General features: G+C 41.8%; 15 protein-coding genes. 8 read left to right on the top strand and 7 right to left on the bottom strand.

Annotated elements, in window-relative coordinates; translation table 11 throughout:
• Positions 1 to 329: 329 nt before the first annotated feature.
• The 7 genes from rsmG to rpmH all read right to left on the bottom strand — a co-directional run bounded on the left by rsmG (position 330) and on the right by rpmH (position 6,690).
• Entirely contained in the window at positions 330 to 1,055 is a 726-nt protein-coding gene (gene rsmG / locus AC58P7_RS29720) for a 16S rRNA (guanine(527)-N(7))-methyltransferase RsmG (RefSeq protein WP_497349490.1), read from the bottom strand.
• Positions 1,056 to 1,058: 3 nt separating this feature from the next.
• Positions 1,059 to 2,954, bottom strand: coding sequence for a tRNA uridine-5-carboxymethylaminomethyl(34) synthesis enzyme MnmG (mnmG, locus tag AC58P7_RS29715; RefSeq protein ID WP_497349488.1), 1,896 nt, complete (start codon positions 2,952 to 2,954; stop codon positions 1,059 to 1,061).
• Between the two features lie 46 nt (positions 2,955 to 3,000).
• Positions 3,001 to 4,377 (bottom strand): tRNA uridine-5-carboxymethylaminomethyl(34) synthesis GTPase MnmE, encoded by a 1,377-nt coding sequence (gene mnmE / locus AC58P7_RS29710; protein ID WP_497349486.1) that lies wholly within the window; start codon positions 4,375 to 4,377, stop codon positions 3,001 to 3,003.
• 74 nt (positions 4,378 to 4,451) lie between these two features.
• Positions 4,452 to 5,069: an RNA-binding cell elongation regulator Jag/EloR gene (gene jag / locus AC58P7_RS29705; RefSeq protein ID WP_497349484.1), complete on the bottom strand. Its 618-nt coding sequence runs from the start codon at positions 5,067 to 5,069 to the stop codon at positions 4,452 to 4,454.
• Positions 5,066 to 5,839, bottom strand: a complete 774-nt coding sequence (yidC, locus tag AC58P7_RS29700) for a membrane protein insertase YidC (RefSeq protein WP_497349482.1) — start codon at positions 5,837 to 5,839, stop codon at positions 5,066 to 5,068. Before yidC ends, jag begins: the two co-directional genes overlap by 4 nt.
• 71 nt (positions 5,840 to 5,910) lie before the next feature.
• The gene (gene rnpA, locus AC58P7_RS29695; protein WP_497349568.1) at positions 5,911 to 6,270 is read right to left on the bottom strand and encodes a ribonuclease P protein component; all 360 of its coding nucleotides are present in this window, start codon (positions 6,268 to 6,270) and stop codon (positions 5,911 to 5,913) included.
• A gap of 285 nt (positions 6,271 to 6,555) precedes the next feature.
• Entirely contained in the window at positions 6,556 to 6,690 is a 135-nt protein-coding gene (rpmH, locus tag AC58P7_RS29690; RefSeq protein ID WP_028557239.1) for a 50S ribosomal protein L34, read from the bottom strand.
• Between the two features lie 628 nt (positions 6,691 to 7,318).
• Between rpmH and dnaA the strand changes: the two genes are divergently transcribed.
• The 8 genes from dnaA (at position 7,319) to AC58P7_RS29650 (ending at position 17,283) form a co-directional block, all read left to right on the top strand.
• Positions 7,319 to 8,686 carry a chromosomal replication initiator protein DnaA gene (gene dnaA, locus AC58P7_RS29685; protein ID WP_497349480.1) on the top strand — a complete coding sequence of 456 codons (1,368 nt, stop codon included), beginning with the start codon at positions 7,319 to 7,321 and terminating at the stop codon, positions 8,684 to 8,686.
• Between the two features lie 180 nt (positions 8,687 to 8,866).
• Positions 8,867 to 10,009 carry a DNA polymerase III subunit beta gene (gene dnaN / locus AC58P7_RS29680; protein ID WP_497349478.1) on the top strand — a complete coding sequence of 381 codons (1,143 nt, stop codon included), beginning with the start codon at positions 8,867 to 8,869 and terminating at the stop codon, positions 10,007 to 10,009.
• Positions 10,010 to 10,023: 14 nt separating this feature from the next.
• Positions 10,024 to 10,239 (top strand): S4 domain-containing protein YaaA, encoded by a 216-nt coding sequence (gene yaaA / locus AC58P7_RS29675; RefSeq protein ID WP_497349476.1) that lies wholly within the window; start codon positions 10,024 to 10,026, stop codon positions 10,237 to 10,239.
• A 28-nt stretch (positions 10,240 to 10,267) separates the two neighbouring features.
• Positions 10,268 to 11,386 carry a DNA replication/repair protein RecF gene (recF, locus tag AC58P7_RS29670; protein WP_497349474.1) on the top strand — a complete coding sequence of 373 codons (1,119 nt, stop codon included), beginning with the start codon at positions 10,268 to 10,270 and terminating at the stop codon, positions 11,384 to 11,386.
• Between the two features lie 5 nt (positions 11,387 to 11,391).
• Positions 11,392 to 11,640 carry an extracellular matrix regulator RemB gene (gene remB, locus AC58P7_RS29665; protein ID WP_173117070.1) on the top strand — a complete coding sequence of 83 codons (249 nt, stop codon included), beginning with the start codon at positions 11,392 to 11,394 and terminating at the stop codon, positions 11,638 to 11,640.
• 35 nt (positions 11,641 to 11,675) lie between these two features.
• Positions 11,676 to 13,592, top strand: coding sequence for a DNA topoisomerase (ATP-hydrolyzing) subunit B (gene gyrB / locus AC58P7_RS29660; protein WP_497349472.1), 1,917 nt, complete (start codon positions 11,676 to 11,678; stop codon positions 13,590 to 13,592).
• A gap of 48 nt (positions 13,593 to 13,640) precedes the next feature.
• Positions 13,641 to 16,133, top strand: coding sequence for a DNA gyrase subunit A (gyrA, locus tag AC58P7_RS29655; RefSeq protein WP_497349470.1), 2,493 nt, complete (start codon positions 13,641 to 13,643; stop codon positions 16,131 to 16,133).
• An 82-nt stretch (positions 16,134 to 16,215) separates the two neighbouring features.
• Positions 16,216 to 17,283, top strand: coding sequence for an HD-GYP domain-containing protein (locus AC58P7_RS29650; protein WP_497349468.1), 1,068 nt, complete (start codon positions 16,216 to 16,218; stop codon positions 17,281 to 17,283).
• Positions 17,284 to 17,659 lie beyond the last annotated feature (376 nt).

Below are 17,659 nucleotides of genomic sequence, written 5' to 3'. Positions count from 1 at the left end.
CCTCTTAAGGACGGGTGCGTTTATCTAAAAATATAGCCCATGTAATGTGTGAAACACATACCATCTATTATTTCATAGATAAAGGACCTGTTCGTCCTATACAAGGTGAAAAGATCTATTCGCCATTCCGAGACGATGTCATTCATGCTGTATGATTCTAGTAAATTTAATCTATCAATTGCGCATATCCAACTACAACATCACAAATAAGATCTAAGGCGAAGCCAGCACTAGGCGGGCTTTCACCTTATATAGTAATTCTCCACAGAAGGCAATAATCCTCCTATTTATTGAGCTAGCTAGCAAATGTTTCACGTGAAACATTTGCCTCATTTGAAGAGCGGTTCTTTTAAAGGAACCCCCGCTTTTCGAGGATATTTCGCAGGCGTTGAAGCTGTTTTTTTGATCTCTACAAAGTGTCTTACTGACTCTTCAATCGGCAATATCATTCGATTAACCTTCGTAACTTTGCCTCGAAGTTCTACTAAACTGAAGGAAGAGTCCTTCATCTCCTCATCAATTTCCGAACCTTTCATTGCGATGAAGGTTCCACCGCTTTTCACAAAAGGAAGACAGAACTCATTCAAAACTTGCAGTTTCGCAACCGCCCTTGCCGTAACGAGATCAAAGTGATCACGGTAACGAGGTAATCTAGCAACATCCTCTGCCCTACCATGCACACAGTCCATATCCGTTAGACCGAGCTGAGAAACGATTTCTTTTAAAAATAGAATACGCTTATTCAAAGAATCAACAATCGTAACTTGAAGATGAGGAAAAGCAATCTTAAGTGGTATGCTAGGAAAACCAGCACCAGAACCAATATCAGCAAGAGATGTGACTTTCCCCATATCAAAGTTAAAAGCCACAGAAAGAGAATCATAGAAATGTTTAAGATAAACTTGAGCTCTCTCTGTGATACCAGTTAGATTCATTTTCTCATTCCACTCTACGAGCGTCTTGAAATATTGTTCGAACTGCTCCAATTGTTTCGTGGATAGCGTAATATTTTCTTGAGCCAATAAATCAGTGAATTGTTGCTGTATAACATCCATATCTTAACCTCTAGCCGCTATGACTCTATTGTAATGTTCCAGATAGACAAGCAAGATGGAAATATCCGATGGTGTAACTCCGCTAATACGCGATGCCTGACCAATGGAGATTGGGCGAATTTTAGCGAGCTTTTGCTTCGCTTCCGTCGCGATACCGTGAATTTCACTATACTCGATATCATCCGGAATTTTCTTCTTCTCCATTTTACGCAAACGATCAACTTGATTACTTTGCTTCTCAATATACCCAGCATATTTAACCTGAATACCAACTTGCTCCTTCATGTCTTCATCTAAGTCAAAAGGAGACATCGTCATCTGTTCAATATGTTTATACTCAATCTCAGGACGACGCAGCAATGAAATTGCTGGAACTGAATTCGTTAACTGCACGCTCTCCAAGCTTTGAAGTAATTCCTGAACATGAGGCTCAGGTTTAACTTTAACTTCGGATAGACGTTCAATTTCCTGCTCAACTAGTGATTTTTTATTTAAAAATTTCGCGTATCGCTCTTCAGAAATCAATCCGATTTCATGTCCGATAGGCGTTAATCGTAGATCCGCATTGTCATGACGAAGCAACAACCGATATTCTGCACGTGAAGTCAGCAAACGATAAGGTTCACTCGTTCCTTTTGTAACTAGATCATCAATAAGAACGCCGATATAACCTTCCGAGCGATCCAGTACAATAGCTTCTTTCTCCTGCACTTTACGAGCCGCATTAATCCCTGCCATTACACCTTGACCAGCAGCCTCTTCATATCCGGAAGTGCCGTTAATTTGCCCAGCTGTGAAAAGACCGCTAACAAGCTTCGTTTCCAAAGAAGGCTTCAATTGTGTAGGAACAACCGCATCATATTCGATGGCATAACCTGTACGCATCATTTCAACTTTCTCTAAACCTGGAATCGAACGAAGAATCCCCAACTGAACATCTTCAGGCATACTTGTGGAAAGACCTTGTACATAATACTCGGAAGTACTGTGTCCTTCTGGCTCTAGGAAGATTTGATGCTTCGGTTTATCGCTGAAACGTACAATTTTATCTTCAATAGAAGGACAGTATCTAGGACCGGTTCCTTCAATAGCACCAGAGAACATCGGAGCACGATGCAGATTATCATTAATGATTTGGTGCGTTTTCTCAGACGTATACGTTAACCAACACGGAAGCTGCTCATTATGATTGGAACCTGTTTTGGTTTCAAAAGAGAAAAACTTCGGTTGCTCATCACCTGGCTGAATTTCTGTTTTCGTAAAATCAATCGTATCTTTATGAACACGCGGCGGCGTCCCTGTTTTGAAACGAACAAGGTCGAAGCCCAACTTGCGTAAGGACTCTGACAATTTCACGGAAGGCTGTTGATTATTAGGTCCACTCTCGTACATCAGTTCGCCCATGATCACTTTCCCACGTAAATACGTACCGGTTGTCAGAACAACTGACTTTGCGTAATATTCCGCACCTGTTTTTGTGATGAGGCCTTTACACACGCCATTTTCAACAATAAGCTCCTCAGCCATCCCTTGACGGAGTGTCAAGTTAGGTGTAGCTTCAATTGTTTCTTTCATTTTATGCTGATACGAAAACTTATCCGCTTGAGCGCGCAGTGCGTGAACCGCTGGCCCTTTGCCTGTATTCAACATACGAAGTTGAATATATGTTTTATCAATGTTTCGGCCCATTTCACCGCCAAGTGCATCAATCTCCCGAACAACGTGTCCTTTAGCCGGACCACCGATAGATGGGTTGCAAGGCATGAAAGCAACCATGTCCAAGTTGATCGTCAATAACAATGTGTTGCAACCCATACGAGCTGAAGCTAGCGCGGCTTCGCAGCCAGCATGGCCGGCACCGATAACAATAACGTCATAATCTCCTGCGTGATATTCCATAGAAACGTCCCTCCCTCTTTTATGAAAACGCAAATGCTGTCGATTTTCATTTTCCTAAGCAGAATTGTGTAAAAATTTGATCGATTAAGGACTCTCCAACGGAATCGCCTATTATTTCACCTAACTGCTCCCATGCAGCTCGGATATCAATTTGAATCATGTCAATCGGAACAAATTGCTCATTCGCATCCAAAGCATCCTGTAAAGAACGCTTCGCTTGCTTTAACAAGGAAATATGGCGAACATTACTCACATATGTCAGATCACTGGATTCAAGCTTGCCCTCGAAGAAAATCGCAGCGATGGCCTTTTCCAAATCTTCAATACCTTTATTCTCAATCAGTGATAACTCCACAATTCGCTCTTGCGGGAAAAAACTGAGTACTTGTTCCACATCTAACTTACGATCCAAATCAATCTTATTCAAAATAACGATTGTTTGCTTATCAGCTAACTGCTTCATCAAAGCGATTTCGTCGAATTGAAGCTCATCATTACTATTCAGAACAAGTAGAATAAGATCTGCTTCAGCTAACGCAGTTTTCGATCGTTCCACACCAATTTGCTCAACAATATCTGAGGTTTCCCGAATACCCGCTGTATCTAGCAACTTCAATGGAATGCCACCAATATTCACGAACTCTTCGATGACATCTCTCGTTGTTCCAGGAATATCCGTAACAATCGCTCTGTTTTCCTGAGCTAATTCATTCAAGAGCGATGACTTACCAACATTAGGTTTACCTACAATCGCCGTCTCAATGCCTTCTCGCAAGATTTTCCCTTGCTCTGCGGTCACCAATAAACGATCAATTTCAAACATGACCGTATCACACTTCGTCTTAATAAAAGCATTCGTCATTTCTTCGACATCATGCTCCGGATAATCAATATTAACCTCAACATGCGCCATCAATTCAACGAGAACAAATCGCAAGTGTTTAATCTGTTTGGATAGGTTCCCTTCCACTTGCTTCAACGCGACTTTGAACGCTCGATCCGATTTGGCACGAATCAAGTCAATGACCGCTTCCGCTTGTGTTAAGTCAATACGACCATTTAAGAATGCTCGTTTTGTAAATTCGCCAGGTTCAGCTAAGCGAACCCCTTGAGATAGCAGTAGATCAAGCACTTTCTTAACGGAGACTATCCCCCCGTGACAGCTAATTTCAACAATATCCTCCATCGTGAAAGAGCGCGGAGCTTTCATTAACGTAACGAGAACCTCCTCTACCTTTTCGGTAGAAGCAGGTTCTATAATGAATCCATAATGTACCGTATGCGTGTCAGCAACAGATAATTTCGTTTTTGAGCGGAAAATACGTTCAACGTATGTGACAGAATCCTCGCCGCTCACACGAATAACCGCTATCCCACCCTCACCAAGCGGTGTAGAAATAGCAGCAATCGTATCATTTAACATAGTATTTGCACCTCGAATTTACCTCATCTTAAAGAAAAAGCAATGACATATGAACCAAGTCATTGCGATCTGTGTTATTTAACAGCGATGACAACCCGACGATTCGGTTCTTCGCCTTTACTGTACGTTTTGATGACAGGATGACCCTGCAATTCAGCATGAATAATTTTACGCTCTTGTGAGTTCATCGGCTCAAGAATTACTTCCTTTTTCGACTTAATCACGCGGTTAGCCAGTCTTAATGCGAGCTCTTCCAACGTTTTCTTCCGTCGATCACGGAAATTTTCAGCATCTAAGATGATGCGGAAATGAGAATTCGCATATCGGTTCCCAACAATATTAACTAAATATTGAAGCGCATCGAGCGTTTGTCCTCTTTTGCCGATCAGAATACCTAATTCCGAGCCACTCATGTTTAAGACATAGCCTTCACGATCTTTATGTGTATCTATGGTGATGGAAATTTGCATCGCTTCGAACATATCTTGTAAGAAAGCTATCGCTTCCTCAAGTGGATCAGGTATCAATTCGAGCTCAACCTTAGCAACTCTGGATCCAATAAACCCGAACAACCCTCGTGAGGGCTGTTCCAAAATATGAATATGTACACGATCCTCCGAAACTTGCCATTGATCTAGACCAGATTTAACCGCTAGCTCAATTGTCTTTCCAGTCACCACGATTTTCTTCATTTAGACAGGCCACCCTTATTATTTTGAGATCCAGGCTTTTTTTGTGAACCAGGAGCACCATAGATGAAATAAGACTGAACGATAGTGAAAATGTTACCGTAAATCCAGTATAGGGGAAGAGCTGCTGCAAAATTCATGGACATAACGAAAATCATCACCGGGAAAATGTACATTAAGCTTTTCATTTGTTGATTCATTTGCGAAGACATAAACAATTGTTGAACGAACGTTGTAGCCGCAGCGATCAAAGGTAAGATATACAAATGATCCGGCTTACCAAGATTCAACCAAAGGAACGTATGCTCACGAATTTGGTCATTCCGCATAATCGCTTGGTAAAGAGCGATCAGGATTGGCATTTGAACAATGATAGGAAAACAACCTGCTAACGGATTTACACCATTTTGTTGAAATAGCTTCATCGTCTCTTCTTGTTGCTTTTTAGCATCATCTTTATATTTCTCTTTAAGCTTCTTCATTTCAGGTTGCAGATCCTGCATCCGTTTCGAGCTCTTATACTGCTTAAGTGTAAGCGGCAAAATGATCAATCGAATGATCAAGGTAACTACCAAGATGGATAAACCATATTGACCCCATAGATGGTCGGCAAACCAGTCCAGCGTTTGGGAAAGCGGGTACACGAAATATTTAACGAAAAAACCTGCCGTTTTCGGATCGATTGGCGCTGATGCTGCACTTGACGTACTACATCCCGACAGAAGCAAAATCACCGAAGACAGTGCTACTAGCATATAAATTCGACGAGTCAAAATGAGATCCTCCTAAATGTCTTTTCCAAGATAAACTATAACACATCTTCAGCCTGCAAGGAAATATTGCGTTACTTTTTTGTGACATCATTTTTTTTATATAAAGAAGCTTTCCTAATGACGTGCCAGATACTCTTCTCCATGTCTGCATAGGCCATATCAACGACTGGTTTTCTAGCCAGCAAAATGTAGTCATATTGAGGCGTCATATTTTCCTTTTTCAAACGAATGATTTCTTTCATCATCCGTCGCAGTCGATTGCGCACAACAGCATTTCCGATCTTTTTCGAAACAGAAACCCCGAAACGAAATTCTTCTGCTTTGGGCTGAGGCAAATAATAGAGCACGAATTGCTGATTGGCCATAGATTTTCCATAGCGATACACCTTACTGAAATCTTCTCTTTTCGCTAACCGATATTGTTTCTCCACAGCCATGTACACTCCAGACAGATCCATTCATTAGTTGAAAGATCACTACATATCTTATCTAGTTTTAACAAAACCAGTTCAATGTAAACCGTAAATGAAAAAACCTATAATCGAGGCCATTCAATGATGAGCGACCGCGTTTGAAGCAGAGAGACTTTGGTCTCCGACCAAAGATCCCTATATATGGTTTTATCGCCAATAAGAAAGCAGTTTTCGGATGCCGAAAACTTGTACTTTCCTATGTAGGCAAAATGCAAAAAAAAAAGCCCCTTTCGGAGCCTCTTCTTACGCGCTAAGAACTTTTCTTCCTTTAAGACGACGAGCTTGTAGAACTTTACGACCGTTCTTCGTGCTCATTCTTTTACGGAAACCATGGTTCTTCTTACGCTTTCTCGTATTCGGGTTAAATGTTGGACCCATCTATAGCACCTCCCTACCTGGCTGAGGATATCCATCCTACAAAATTTCTACTACTCATTAAATCATTTTCACAGAAGAAAGTCAACCTACCCATGTGTGCAGTATTTGGGTGAGAGGTGGACAGCGAATGCCGTCAAAAGAATAAGCTGTGCATAAGATTTTGACGGGAAAGAACAAACATTGTCGAAAATCAACAGAATATCAACAATATCTTGTGTTGTGAACAATTTCTACCCACAACTTGTTGTTATTGTGGATAATGCGAAACAATCCGTTGATTAACAAGGTATCTTTTGTTAAGATAGTAATGTTTCTGCTGTGGATATACGCCGCTAATCCTCCGAGTTATCAACATCCTGTGGATAACAATGTGCACAAACTACCCTCTACAAGAATAAGTCAATTCTGCGAATCCTTAATAGTGTGGATAAAACCGACAAAAGTCATCCTTTTTTGACCCCACCAGACATAAGATTCTTTTAGATGAAATTTGGGCACGATATATGCTAACTAGCTATTCAATTGAGATTTCAACGTGAGTTGTTCATTCTTACGTTTTATCCATATATGATAAACATCGTTTCACCTGGCCTATGCCACATGTTTGATTCAAAAGGAGTGAAGTACTGTGGAAGGCCATTCTACGGACCTTTGGCAACAAATTTTAACGATTATTCAAACGAAGCTTAGTAAGCCGAGCTTTGACACCTGGCTCAAATCGACCAAAGCCACTGTATTCAACGATTCAACAGTCGTTATTTGCGCACCCAATAATTTTGCGCAGGAATGGCTAGAGAGTAGATACACGAAGCTTATTGAAGGTACGATCTATGATTTTACGGGTAAGCATGTCTCCGTCAAATTCGTGATCGAGACCGAGGAACAGAAATCGCAATCAATGACAGCCATTCAACCCGTAGTTATTCCGCCAAAAGGACCAGCCATCGTATCGGGTGAAGAGAACTTTACAAGTATGATGAATGCTAGGTACACCTTTGATACCTTCGTTATCGGATCTGGCAACCGATTTGCTCACGCAGCATCCCTCGCCGTAGCTGAAGCGCCGGCCAAAGCGTATAATCCCCTCTTTCTTTATGGAGGAGTTGGGCTAGGTAAGACACATCTTATGCATGCGATCGGACATTATGTACTCGAACATAACCCAGGTTCTCGGGTTCTATATATATCATCCGAAAAATTCACCAATGAATTCATCAATGCTGTCCGTGATAACCGCGGCGAAGGCTTTCGTAATAAGTATCGTACGATTGATGTGCTGCTTATTGATGATATTCAATTCCTTGCGGGGAAAGAAGGAACGCAGGAAGAGTTTTTCCATACATTTAACGCGCTTCATGAAGAAGGTAAGCAAATTATCATTTCAAGTGACCGTCCGCCCAAAGAAATACCGACGCTGGAGGATCGCTTACGCTCACGTTTTGAGTGGGGGCTTATCACTGATATTCAGCCACCAGACCTAGAAACGCGTATCGCGATTTTACGCAAAAAGGCAAAAGCTGAAAATCTAGAGATCCCGAATGAAGCGATGATCTATATCGCCAACCAAATTGATACGAACATTCGTGAGCTTGAGGGTGCATTAATTCGTGTTGTTGCCTACTCGTCCCTTATAAATCAAGATATTAGCGTTCATCTAACAGCGGAAGCATTGAAAGATATCATTCCATCCAACCGTCCAAGAGTCATTACGATACAGGATATTCAACAGCGAGTTGGAGAATTCTATGGGTTAAAACTAGAGGATTTCAAAGCGCGTAAACGTACAAAAGCCGTGGCTTTCCCTAGGCAAGTAGCGATGTACTTAGCACGGGAGCTCACAGACTTCTCATTACCAAAAATCGGAGATAATTTTGGAGGTCGTGATCATACAACGGTCATCCATGCCCATGAGAAAATCGTGCAGCAGCTGAAAGTCGATCAGGATTTATATAAAATTGTCCATAACCTGACGGAACGCATCAAAAACCCCTCTTAATAACATCACATTTTCAATAAGCCTATGCACAATCTATTCACATGTGGATAGGCTTGCTCTATCTCAGGTTCATCCACATATCCACATATCCAGAGCCCCTACTGCTATTACTAATAAAGAATGATATTATATAATGATTATGCTAACGCACCGTCAAAAAAGAACTGCAGGAGTGAAGTCATGAAATTAACTATCCTAAAAGACCATTTAATTGAATCCATTGGTCACGTTTCCAAAGCCATATCCTCTCGAACAACGATACCCATTCTCACAGGGATCAAAATAGATGCAACCTTAAGCGGTGTAACGTTAACCGCCAGCGATACAGACATCTCGATTCAAAGTTTTACAGCGAGTGAAAACAGCACCATTAAAATTATTGAACTTATCCAAGCTGGGAGTGTTGTACTTCCCGCTAAATTTTTCGTAGAAATTATTCGTAAGCTCCCTGCTCAACTAATTGAGATTGAAGTAAAAGCTAATTTTCAAACCATAATTCGTTCAGGTTCTTCCGAAATTCAAATTATGGGCTTAGATCCAGATGAATATCCGCTGCTTCCTGAAATCGAAGAAAGCAAAATGCTTCGCCTTCCGAGTGATTTGCTTAAAACGATGATTAAACAAACGTCTTATGCGGTATCCACGAATGAATCGACACCCATTTTGACAGGTGTACTTTGGAACATTACCGGTGATAAATTGAAATTTATCGCCTGCGATCGTCACCGCCTGGCAAGCCGAGAAGTAACGGTAGATAATGATCTCGCACAAAATCTGCCCAATATCGTAATTTCAGGACGTACCCTGAATGAGTTAAGCAAAATTTTGCCGGATCAAAACACTCTTATAGATATAGTTATTTCAGACAACCAAGTTTTATTCAAAATTCAATCCATTTTATTTTATTCACGTATTTTGGATGGTACGTACCCGGATACATCTAAGCTCATTCCGCAATCTTTTCAAACTGAAATGGTTGTTCCAACCAAAGAACTGGCGGAAGCAATTGACCGTGCCTACCTTCTCTCCAAAGAAGATAAAACGAATATCGTTAAAATGATGATGCTTGAAGACAAATCCATCGAGATCTCATCAAGCTCCTCCGAACTAGGTAAAGTAACCGAGCAAATTGCCCTGCAGCATATTGTTGGTGATTTACTAAAAATATCGTTCAACTCCAAATACATGCTAGATGCGCTCAAAGTACTGGATTCTGAGTTTATTCAAATTGGCTTTACAGGGGCCATGCAACCGATCATCATGAAACCACAAGATTCCACAAACATTCTGCAACTGATTTTGCCATATCGAACAACGAATTAAGGGAGCGCACTCGCATGAAGCAAATAGTTATCAACACGCCATACATTACGCTTGGGCAGTTTCTGAAATTATCGGACTGTATATCCACAGGTGGACAAGCTAAATTTTTCGTTGTGGAAACCAACATCGAAGTAAACGGGCAAGCTGAAAATCGCAGAGGTCGGAAACTTGTACCGCAGGATGTAGTGAAAGTGGAAGGTTTCGGACAATTCGAGGTCATAAGCTCCTGATCGGATTAACCAGGAGGATGATCGGACAATGTTTCTTAATAAGCTCGTACTCAGTCACTATAGAAATTACGATCAGGTTGAATTAACAACATCGAATAACGTTAACATTTTCGTCGGACCCAATGCACAGGGGAAAACCAACTTACTCGAATCCATTTATGTTATGGCTATGACCAAATCACATCGCACCCACCAGGATAAAGAATTAATAGGCTGGAACGGCGAACAAACGCTGCTGCATGCAGAAATCCAGAAAATGTACGGGAATTGCAAACTGGATCTCTCCATCTCAGCAAAGGGGAAAAAAGCAAAGATTAATGGACTTGAGCAAAAAAAGCTCAGTAATTTTATTGGGGCACTGAATGTTGTGATGTTTGCGCCAGAAGATTTGGAGATCGTCAAAGGAACACCGGGGATTAGACGTCGGTTTCTTGATATGGAGATCGGTCAGGTGCAGCCCTCCTATATCCATGATTTGTCGCAGTATCAGAAAATCTTGGTTCAACGGAACAATTATTTAAAACAAAATTACCCCGGAAAAAGCACACCTGACGCCATGCTGGACATCTGGAATGAACAATTAGCACAGTATGGTGTTAAAATTATGAAAAAGCGTCAAAACTTTATAAAGAAGCTTCAAAAATGGGCAGAGAACATCCACAGAGGGATTACAAATGATAGTGAAGCGTTGGTTATTCGTTACTCCCCTTCTTTTGACATGGAGCCGTTTGAAGATGAATCTGTTTTATTAAACCAATTTATGATAAAGTTATCCTTGGTGAAAGATCAGGAATTCCGAAGAGGTGTCACTTTAGTAGGGCCTCATCGTGACGATCTTCTCTTTTATATAAACGATAAAGAAGTCCAAACGTACGGCTCTCAAGGGCAGCAGCGAACAACTGCGCTATCACTAAAGCTTGCAGAGATTGAACTCATTCATGAGGAAGTGGGCGAATATCCCTTGCTATTGCTTGATGATGTCCTTTCCGAGTTGGATGAATATAGACAGACACAGTTAATTCGCACGTTTCAGCAGAAAGTCCAAACATTTATTACGACAACAGGTCTAGAAAGTGTTCATTTGGACCAACTGGATCATGCTTCCGTGTTTCATGTTTTGAAAGGAAATGTAAGCGGCAGGAGCTGAGGAGCATGTTTATTCATTTGGGTGGAGAGAAAATTATTAGAGCCTCCGAATTAATTGCTATATTTGATATCTCGATTGAGAAGTCGTCCAAAATATCCAAGCAGTTCATTCAACAAGCATTGAAGGATAAAAGAACCGAGCAAATTGGTGAGGAAGATTGCAAATCACTTGTCGTGACGAAAAGTAAGGTGTATTATTCCCCTATTTCCTCAACAACGCTCAAGAAAAGAGCCAACCAGTTATTGACGAATTAACTTCTTTTAATATAAAAAAGCAGGTGAAGAGTAGCATGTCTGTGAATCAAAATGCGTACGATGACAGTCAGATTCAGGTTCTGGAAGGTTTAGAAGCCGTTCGCAAAAGACCGGGTATGTATATTGGTTCTACTAGTGCCCGAGGACTGCACCATCTCGTTTGGGAAGTTGTAGATAATAGTATCGATGAGGCTTTGGCCGGATTTTGTACGAAAATTGATGTAATCGTTCATAAAGATAATAGCGTTACTGTTATTGATAACGGGCGCGGAATTCCTGTCGGTGAAAATGCGAAGCTGAAAAGACCAACACTCGAGGTTGTACTTACCGTACTCCACGCAGGTGGTAAATTCGGTGGCGAGGATTCCGGTTACAAAGTATCAGGTGGTCTGCACGGTGTAGGTATTTCCGTGGTTAATGCGCTGTCTGAGCACTTAACTGTGCAAGTAAAGAATAAAGGCCAAATTCATCAACAAGAATACCGCCGCGGAACGCCGCAATATGATGTGAAAGTCGTAGGTGAAACCGAAGAAACGGGCACCAAGGTTACGTTCCATCCGGATCCGGAGATTTTTAAAGAAACGACCGAATATGATTTCGATACGCTGCAATCCAGAATTCGAGAGCTTGCTTTCTTGAATAAAGGCATCGAAATTAACTTGATTGATGAGCGTACGGATACGGTAGCAACACATATGTATGAGGGCGGTATTGTGTCCTTTGTGCAGCATTTGAATCGTAACCGTGAAGTCGTCAATGAAGTCCCGATCTATGTAGAAGGTGCTAAGGATAACATTTCGATCGAGATTGCTCTCCAGTATAACGATAGCTATACCGAGAACATTTACTCTTTTGCCAATAATATCAATACGCATGAGGGCGGAACGCATGAATCCGGATTTAAGAGTGCGCTGACCCGTATCCTGAATGACTACGCCCGTAAGAACAACTCCATCAAAGAGAGTGATTCTAATCTTTCTGGAGATGACGTGCGTGAAGGACTTGCTGCGATTATTTCCGTGAAAATTCCAGAGCCTCAGTTCGAAGGTCAAACAAAGACGAAGCTTGGAAATAGTGAAGTTCGTGGTATTGTGGAATCCCTTTTCGCAGAGAAACTGCAAGAATTCCTCGAGGAAAATCCAGCTGTAGCTCGGAAAATCCTTGAGAAAGGTATTCAGGCAGCTAGAGCAAGAGAAGCAGCGCGTAAAGCGAGAGAATTGACTCGCCGTAAAAGCGCACTAGAAGTCAGTGCATTGCCAGGTAAACTAGCAGACTGTTCTTCCAAAGACGCTTCAATCAGTGAAATTTACATCGTAGAAGGTGACTCTGCAGGTGGTTCAGCGAAGCAAGGACGTGACCGTCACTTCCAAGCGATTCTGCCTCTGCGTGGTAAGATTTTGAATGTAGAAAAAGCGCGTTTGGATCGTATTTTATCCAACACCGAGATTCGTGCGATGATTACAGCCTTCGGCACAGGAATTAGCGATGATTTCGATATTGCCAAGGCACGTTACCACAAAATCATTATCATGACGGATGCCGACGTGGATGGAGCGCATATTCGTACATTGCTGCTTACCTTCTTCTACCGTTACATGAAAAAGCTCATCGAGACTGGCTATGTGTATATTGCACAACCGCCACTCTTTAAGCTTGAGCGTAATAAAACCGTTCGATATGCGTATAACGAGAAGCAACGTGAAGTCATTATGCAAGAGTTTGGCGAAGGTACGAAAGTCAATGTCCAACGTTATAAAGGACTTGGCGAGATGAATCCGGGACAACTATGGGAAACAACCATGGATCCGGAAAGTCGTACACTCCTGCAAGTGACGATCGAAGATGCTATAGAAGCGGACACACTTTTTGATTCATTGATGGGCGATAATGTAGAGCCTAGACGGGACTTCATCGAGGAACATGCGAAATACGTGAAAAATTTAGATATCTAACGTCGTCCGAGACGTTGCAAACGATGTAAGCTTTCAGGAGGAACATTCATGAGCGAAGAATTACATTCGCAAGTCAAAGAAATTGACATTTCGACCGAAATGCGTACTTCCTTCTTAGACTATGCGATGAGTATCATTGTCAGTCGCGCACTGCCAGATGTTAGAGACGGTCTGAAGCCGGTTCATCGTCGTATCTTGTTTGCGATGTCTGAACTAGGCATGTCTCCAGATAAGCCACATAAGAAATCAGCGAGAATCGTTGGTGAAGTTATCGGTAAATACCATCCACATGGTGACACCGCTGTTTACGAAACCATGGTTCGGATGGCACAAGATTTCTCATTGCGTTATATGCTTGTTGATGGCCACGGAAACTTTGGATCCATCGACGGCGACATGGCGGCAGCTATGCGTTATACTGAAGCCCGTTTATCGAAGATTGCTATGGAGCTTCTTCGTGATATTAACAAAGAGACGATCGATTATGCGCCCAACTACGATGGCGAAGAAAATGAGCCCGTCGTTCTCCCTTCTCGCTTCCCGAACTTACTCGTTAACGGGAGTTCAGGAATTGCGGTAGGTATGGCAACGAATATTCCCCCACATAACCTAAGAGAGGTTATTGAGGGTATTCAAATGATGATCGAGAATCCAGATGTTACCCCAATGGACTTGATGCAAGCGATCAAAGGACCTGACTTCCCAACATCTGGATTCATTCTTGGACGTGAAGGCATCAGACAGGCCTATTCCACCGGTAGAGGCTCTGTTACGATGAGAGCTAGAACGGTCATTGAAGAGAACAATAATAAGGCAAGAATCATTGTGAATGAGCTGCCTTATCAAGTAAATAAAGCAAGGTTAGTAGAGAAAATTGCTGAGCTTGTGCGTGAGAAGAAGATTGACGGTATCACGGATCTGCGAGATGAGTCAGACCGTAACGGGATGCGTGTTGTGATCGAACTGCGACGCGACGTGAACCCGAACGTTGTTCTGAACAACTTGTTCAAACAGACAGCCATGCAATCAAATTTCGGTATTATTATGCTCGCACTCGTCAACGGAGAACCAAAGGTTTTGAATCTTCGTGAGATGCTGCACTATTACCTTAAGCATCAGCAAGAAGTCATTCGTCGTAGAACTGAATTTGATTTGCGTAAAGCGGAAGCTAGAGCGCACATCTTAGAAGGTTTACGTATTGCGCTGGATCATCTAGATCAAGTAATCGCATTAATTCGTTCATCTCGAACTACGGATGAAGCTAGAGAAGGACTCATGACAACATTTAGTCTGAGCCTGGATCAAGCTCAAGCCATTCTCGATATGCGTCTACAACGTCTAACTGGCTTGGAGCGCGAGAAGATAGAAGCTGAGTACGCTGAGCTGATGAAGAAAATCGCTGAACTTAAAGCGATTCTCGCAGATGAGCAGCTCATTCTGGCTATCATTAGCGAAGAACTAAATGAAATCAAAGAAAAGTTCGGTGATGACCGACGTTCTGAGATTACAGTTGGTGAAGAAAGCATTGAAGATGAAGACCTTATCCCACGTGAAGATGTCGTCATCACAATTACACACACGGGCTACATTAAGCGTCTACCGGTTACGACTTATCGGAACCAGAAGCGTGGAGGACGCGGTGTCGTCGGTATGGATACCAAAGACAATGACTTCGTTGAACATTTGTTCGTGACGAATACACATCATTATCTGATGTTCTTTACGAATAAAGGCAAAGTCTATCGTTTGAAAGCTTACGAGATTCCAGATTTGAGCCGTACGGCTCGAGGAACTCCAATTATAAATCTGATTCAAATCGAGCAAGGGGAAACCGTTAATGCGGTTATTCCTGTTGAAAGCTTTGAAACAGAGCAGTATCTCTTCTTTGCAACGAAGCAAGGGGTTGTGAAGAAAACGCCAATCGATGATTATTCAAACATTCGTAAAGGTGGATTAATCGCCATCAATTTACGAGAAGATGATGATCTCATTGGGGTTAAACTAACGGACGGTAACCAGGGTATTATTATGGGGACGAAGTTAGGAATGTCCATTCACTTCCCAGAGAGCGATGTCCGCTCAATGGGTAGATCGGCTACAGGAGTTAAAGGAATACACTTGGATGATGAGGATGCTGTCATCGATATGGACGTCGTCCATGAAGATAATAGCGTACTAATCGTAACATCCAAAGGCTTCGGTAAGCGGACGCCTGTGTCCGAGTATCGGATTCAATCACGTGGTGGTAAAGGTATCAAAACTTTGAATGTCACGGAGAAAAATGGTCCGATTGTCGGTCTCAAAGTGGTGCAAGAGGACGAGGATCTGATGATCATTTCGGCATCGGGAACAGTCATTCGTACAAGTATGGACGGCATTTCTGTCATGGGACGTAATACGCAAGGTGTTCGTCTGATTAATATACGTGAAGACGATGAAGTAGGAACATTAGCTCGCGTTCAGAAGAATGAAGAGCAGAACGAGTCTGAGGAAGACGGCGACTGGGAAGAATCAACTGAAGCCACAGAATCAGAGGAATAAAAAGTAGGGATGGGGGCTTACAAACCCATCCCTTTTACTTTACAATATGGAGTATATGAAATAGTAAGGTGAGTGAATAAGCGTGCCGACAGTAGCCGTTTCGCAATTAAAATATGGTGAAAGATTAGGCGATAACGTAACAACCAAGATGGGTAATACTCTTTTTTATAAAGGAAAAGTCATCCATGAGAGAGAAGTAGAGATTCTGAAAGCATTTCTCATTCCATCTGTTTATATTGAATCCAAGAACGGTAACGAAGTTGAACAAACGAGTGAAGAACCTAAGCCTAAAGAAGCTGAGGCGGTTGATCCGTTTTATGTGGAATATCAGAATATGGTGAAGTTGCTCAAACGAGTCTTTCTTCTAGCTAATGGTGGACAGCAGCTTCCTATTTTAGAAATTCGGACAGGCCTCGAAGCGCTAATTCGTCATATTGACGCTTATAAAGTACTCACCTTCACTCCGAAAAATCGAAATCTACATGATTACATATACCACAAAAGTATTTTAGTCAGCTTAGCTTCCTATTCACTAGCCAGATGGGCAGGACTTCCTCAGAAGGATTTGGTCCAAATAGCATTAGCGGGATTATTGCATGATATTGGCACCAGTAAGGTGGATCGTGCACTTCTTGAGAAAAAGAATCCTTTAACTGCGGTGGAAATGGATGAAGTGAAGCAACATACACTAATCGGCTATCAGATTCTCAAAAATATGTCTGGTATCAACGAAGGTGTGAAACTAACGGCTCTTCAGCATCATGAACGGGAAGATGGTTCAGGCTATCCGTTAGGTGTGAAGTCTGACAAAATTCATATGTATGCGAAAATTGTAGCCATTGCTGATATCTATAATGCGATGACAAATCAGCGCTATTACAAAGCTGCCCTTTCTCCTTACGTTGTATTAGAGCAGTTATTGACAGAGTCTTTCGGTAAAGTAGATCCTACACTCGTCCAAGTCTTTATGAACAAATCCACGCAGATCAGTAACGGAACGATCGTAAAGTTAAGTGACAATCGTGTCGGAGAGATCATCTTCTCTGATCGCTCACATCCTACAAGACCATGGGTTAATGTAAATGGAACAATCGTGAACTTAACCATCGAAAGAAATCTATTCATTCAAGATGTGATTGGCCATATTTAAAAGGATACCTTCAACTCTTGCTCATTCAGAGTGAGGGTTTCTTTTTTCTCCGACAATTCTATTCAAATAAATATGCAAATAAAGCTTGCAATCGTTTGAGGGATTTGTTATATTACTCCTTGTCGCTTCGGCGCTCGAACGAAAGAACGAAAGAAACTTTAAAAAGTTCTTGCAATCGAGTAGGTCGATGTGGTATATTAATCAAGTCGCCTTTGAGGGGCGGAGGATTAATAAGGAAATAATTGATCTTTGAAAACTGAACAACGAGTGAGTAAGCACGAACGAGAAATCGTTCAAAAAAGAGATTGCAAAATCTCGCTAGCAACGTAAATGAGCAATTAAGCTTTCAGATATACGGACAAGCAATTGTCCACTA

It is taken from the genome of Paenibacillus sp. J22FR5 (assembly GCF_059691975.1).
This window is presented reverse-complemented; position numbering and strand designations above follow the sequence as displayed.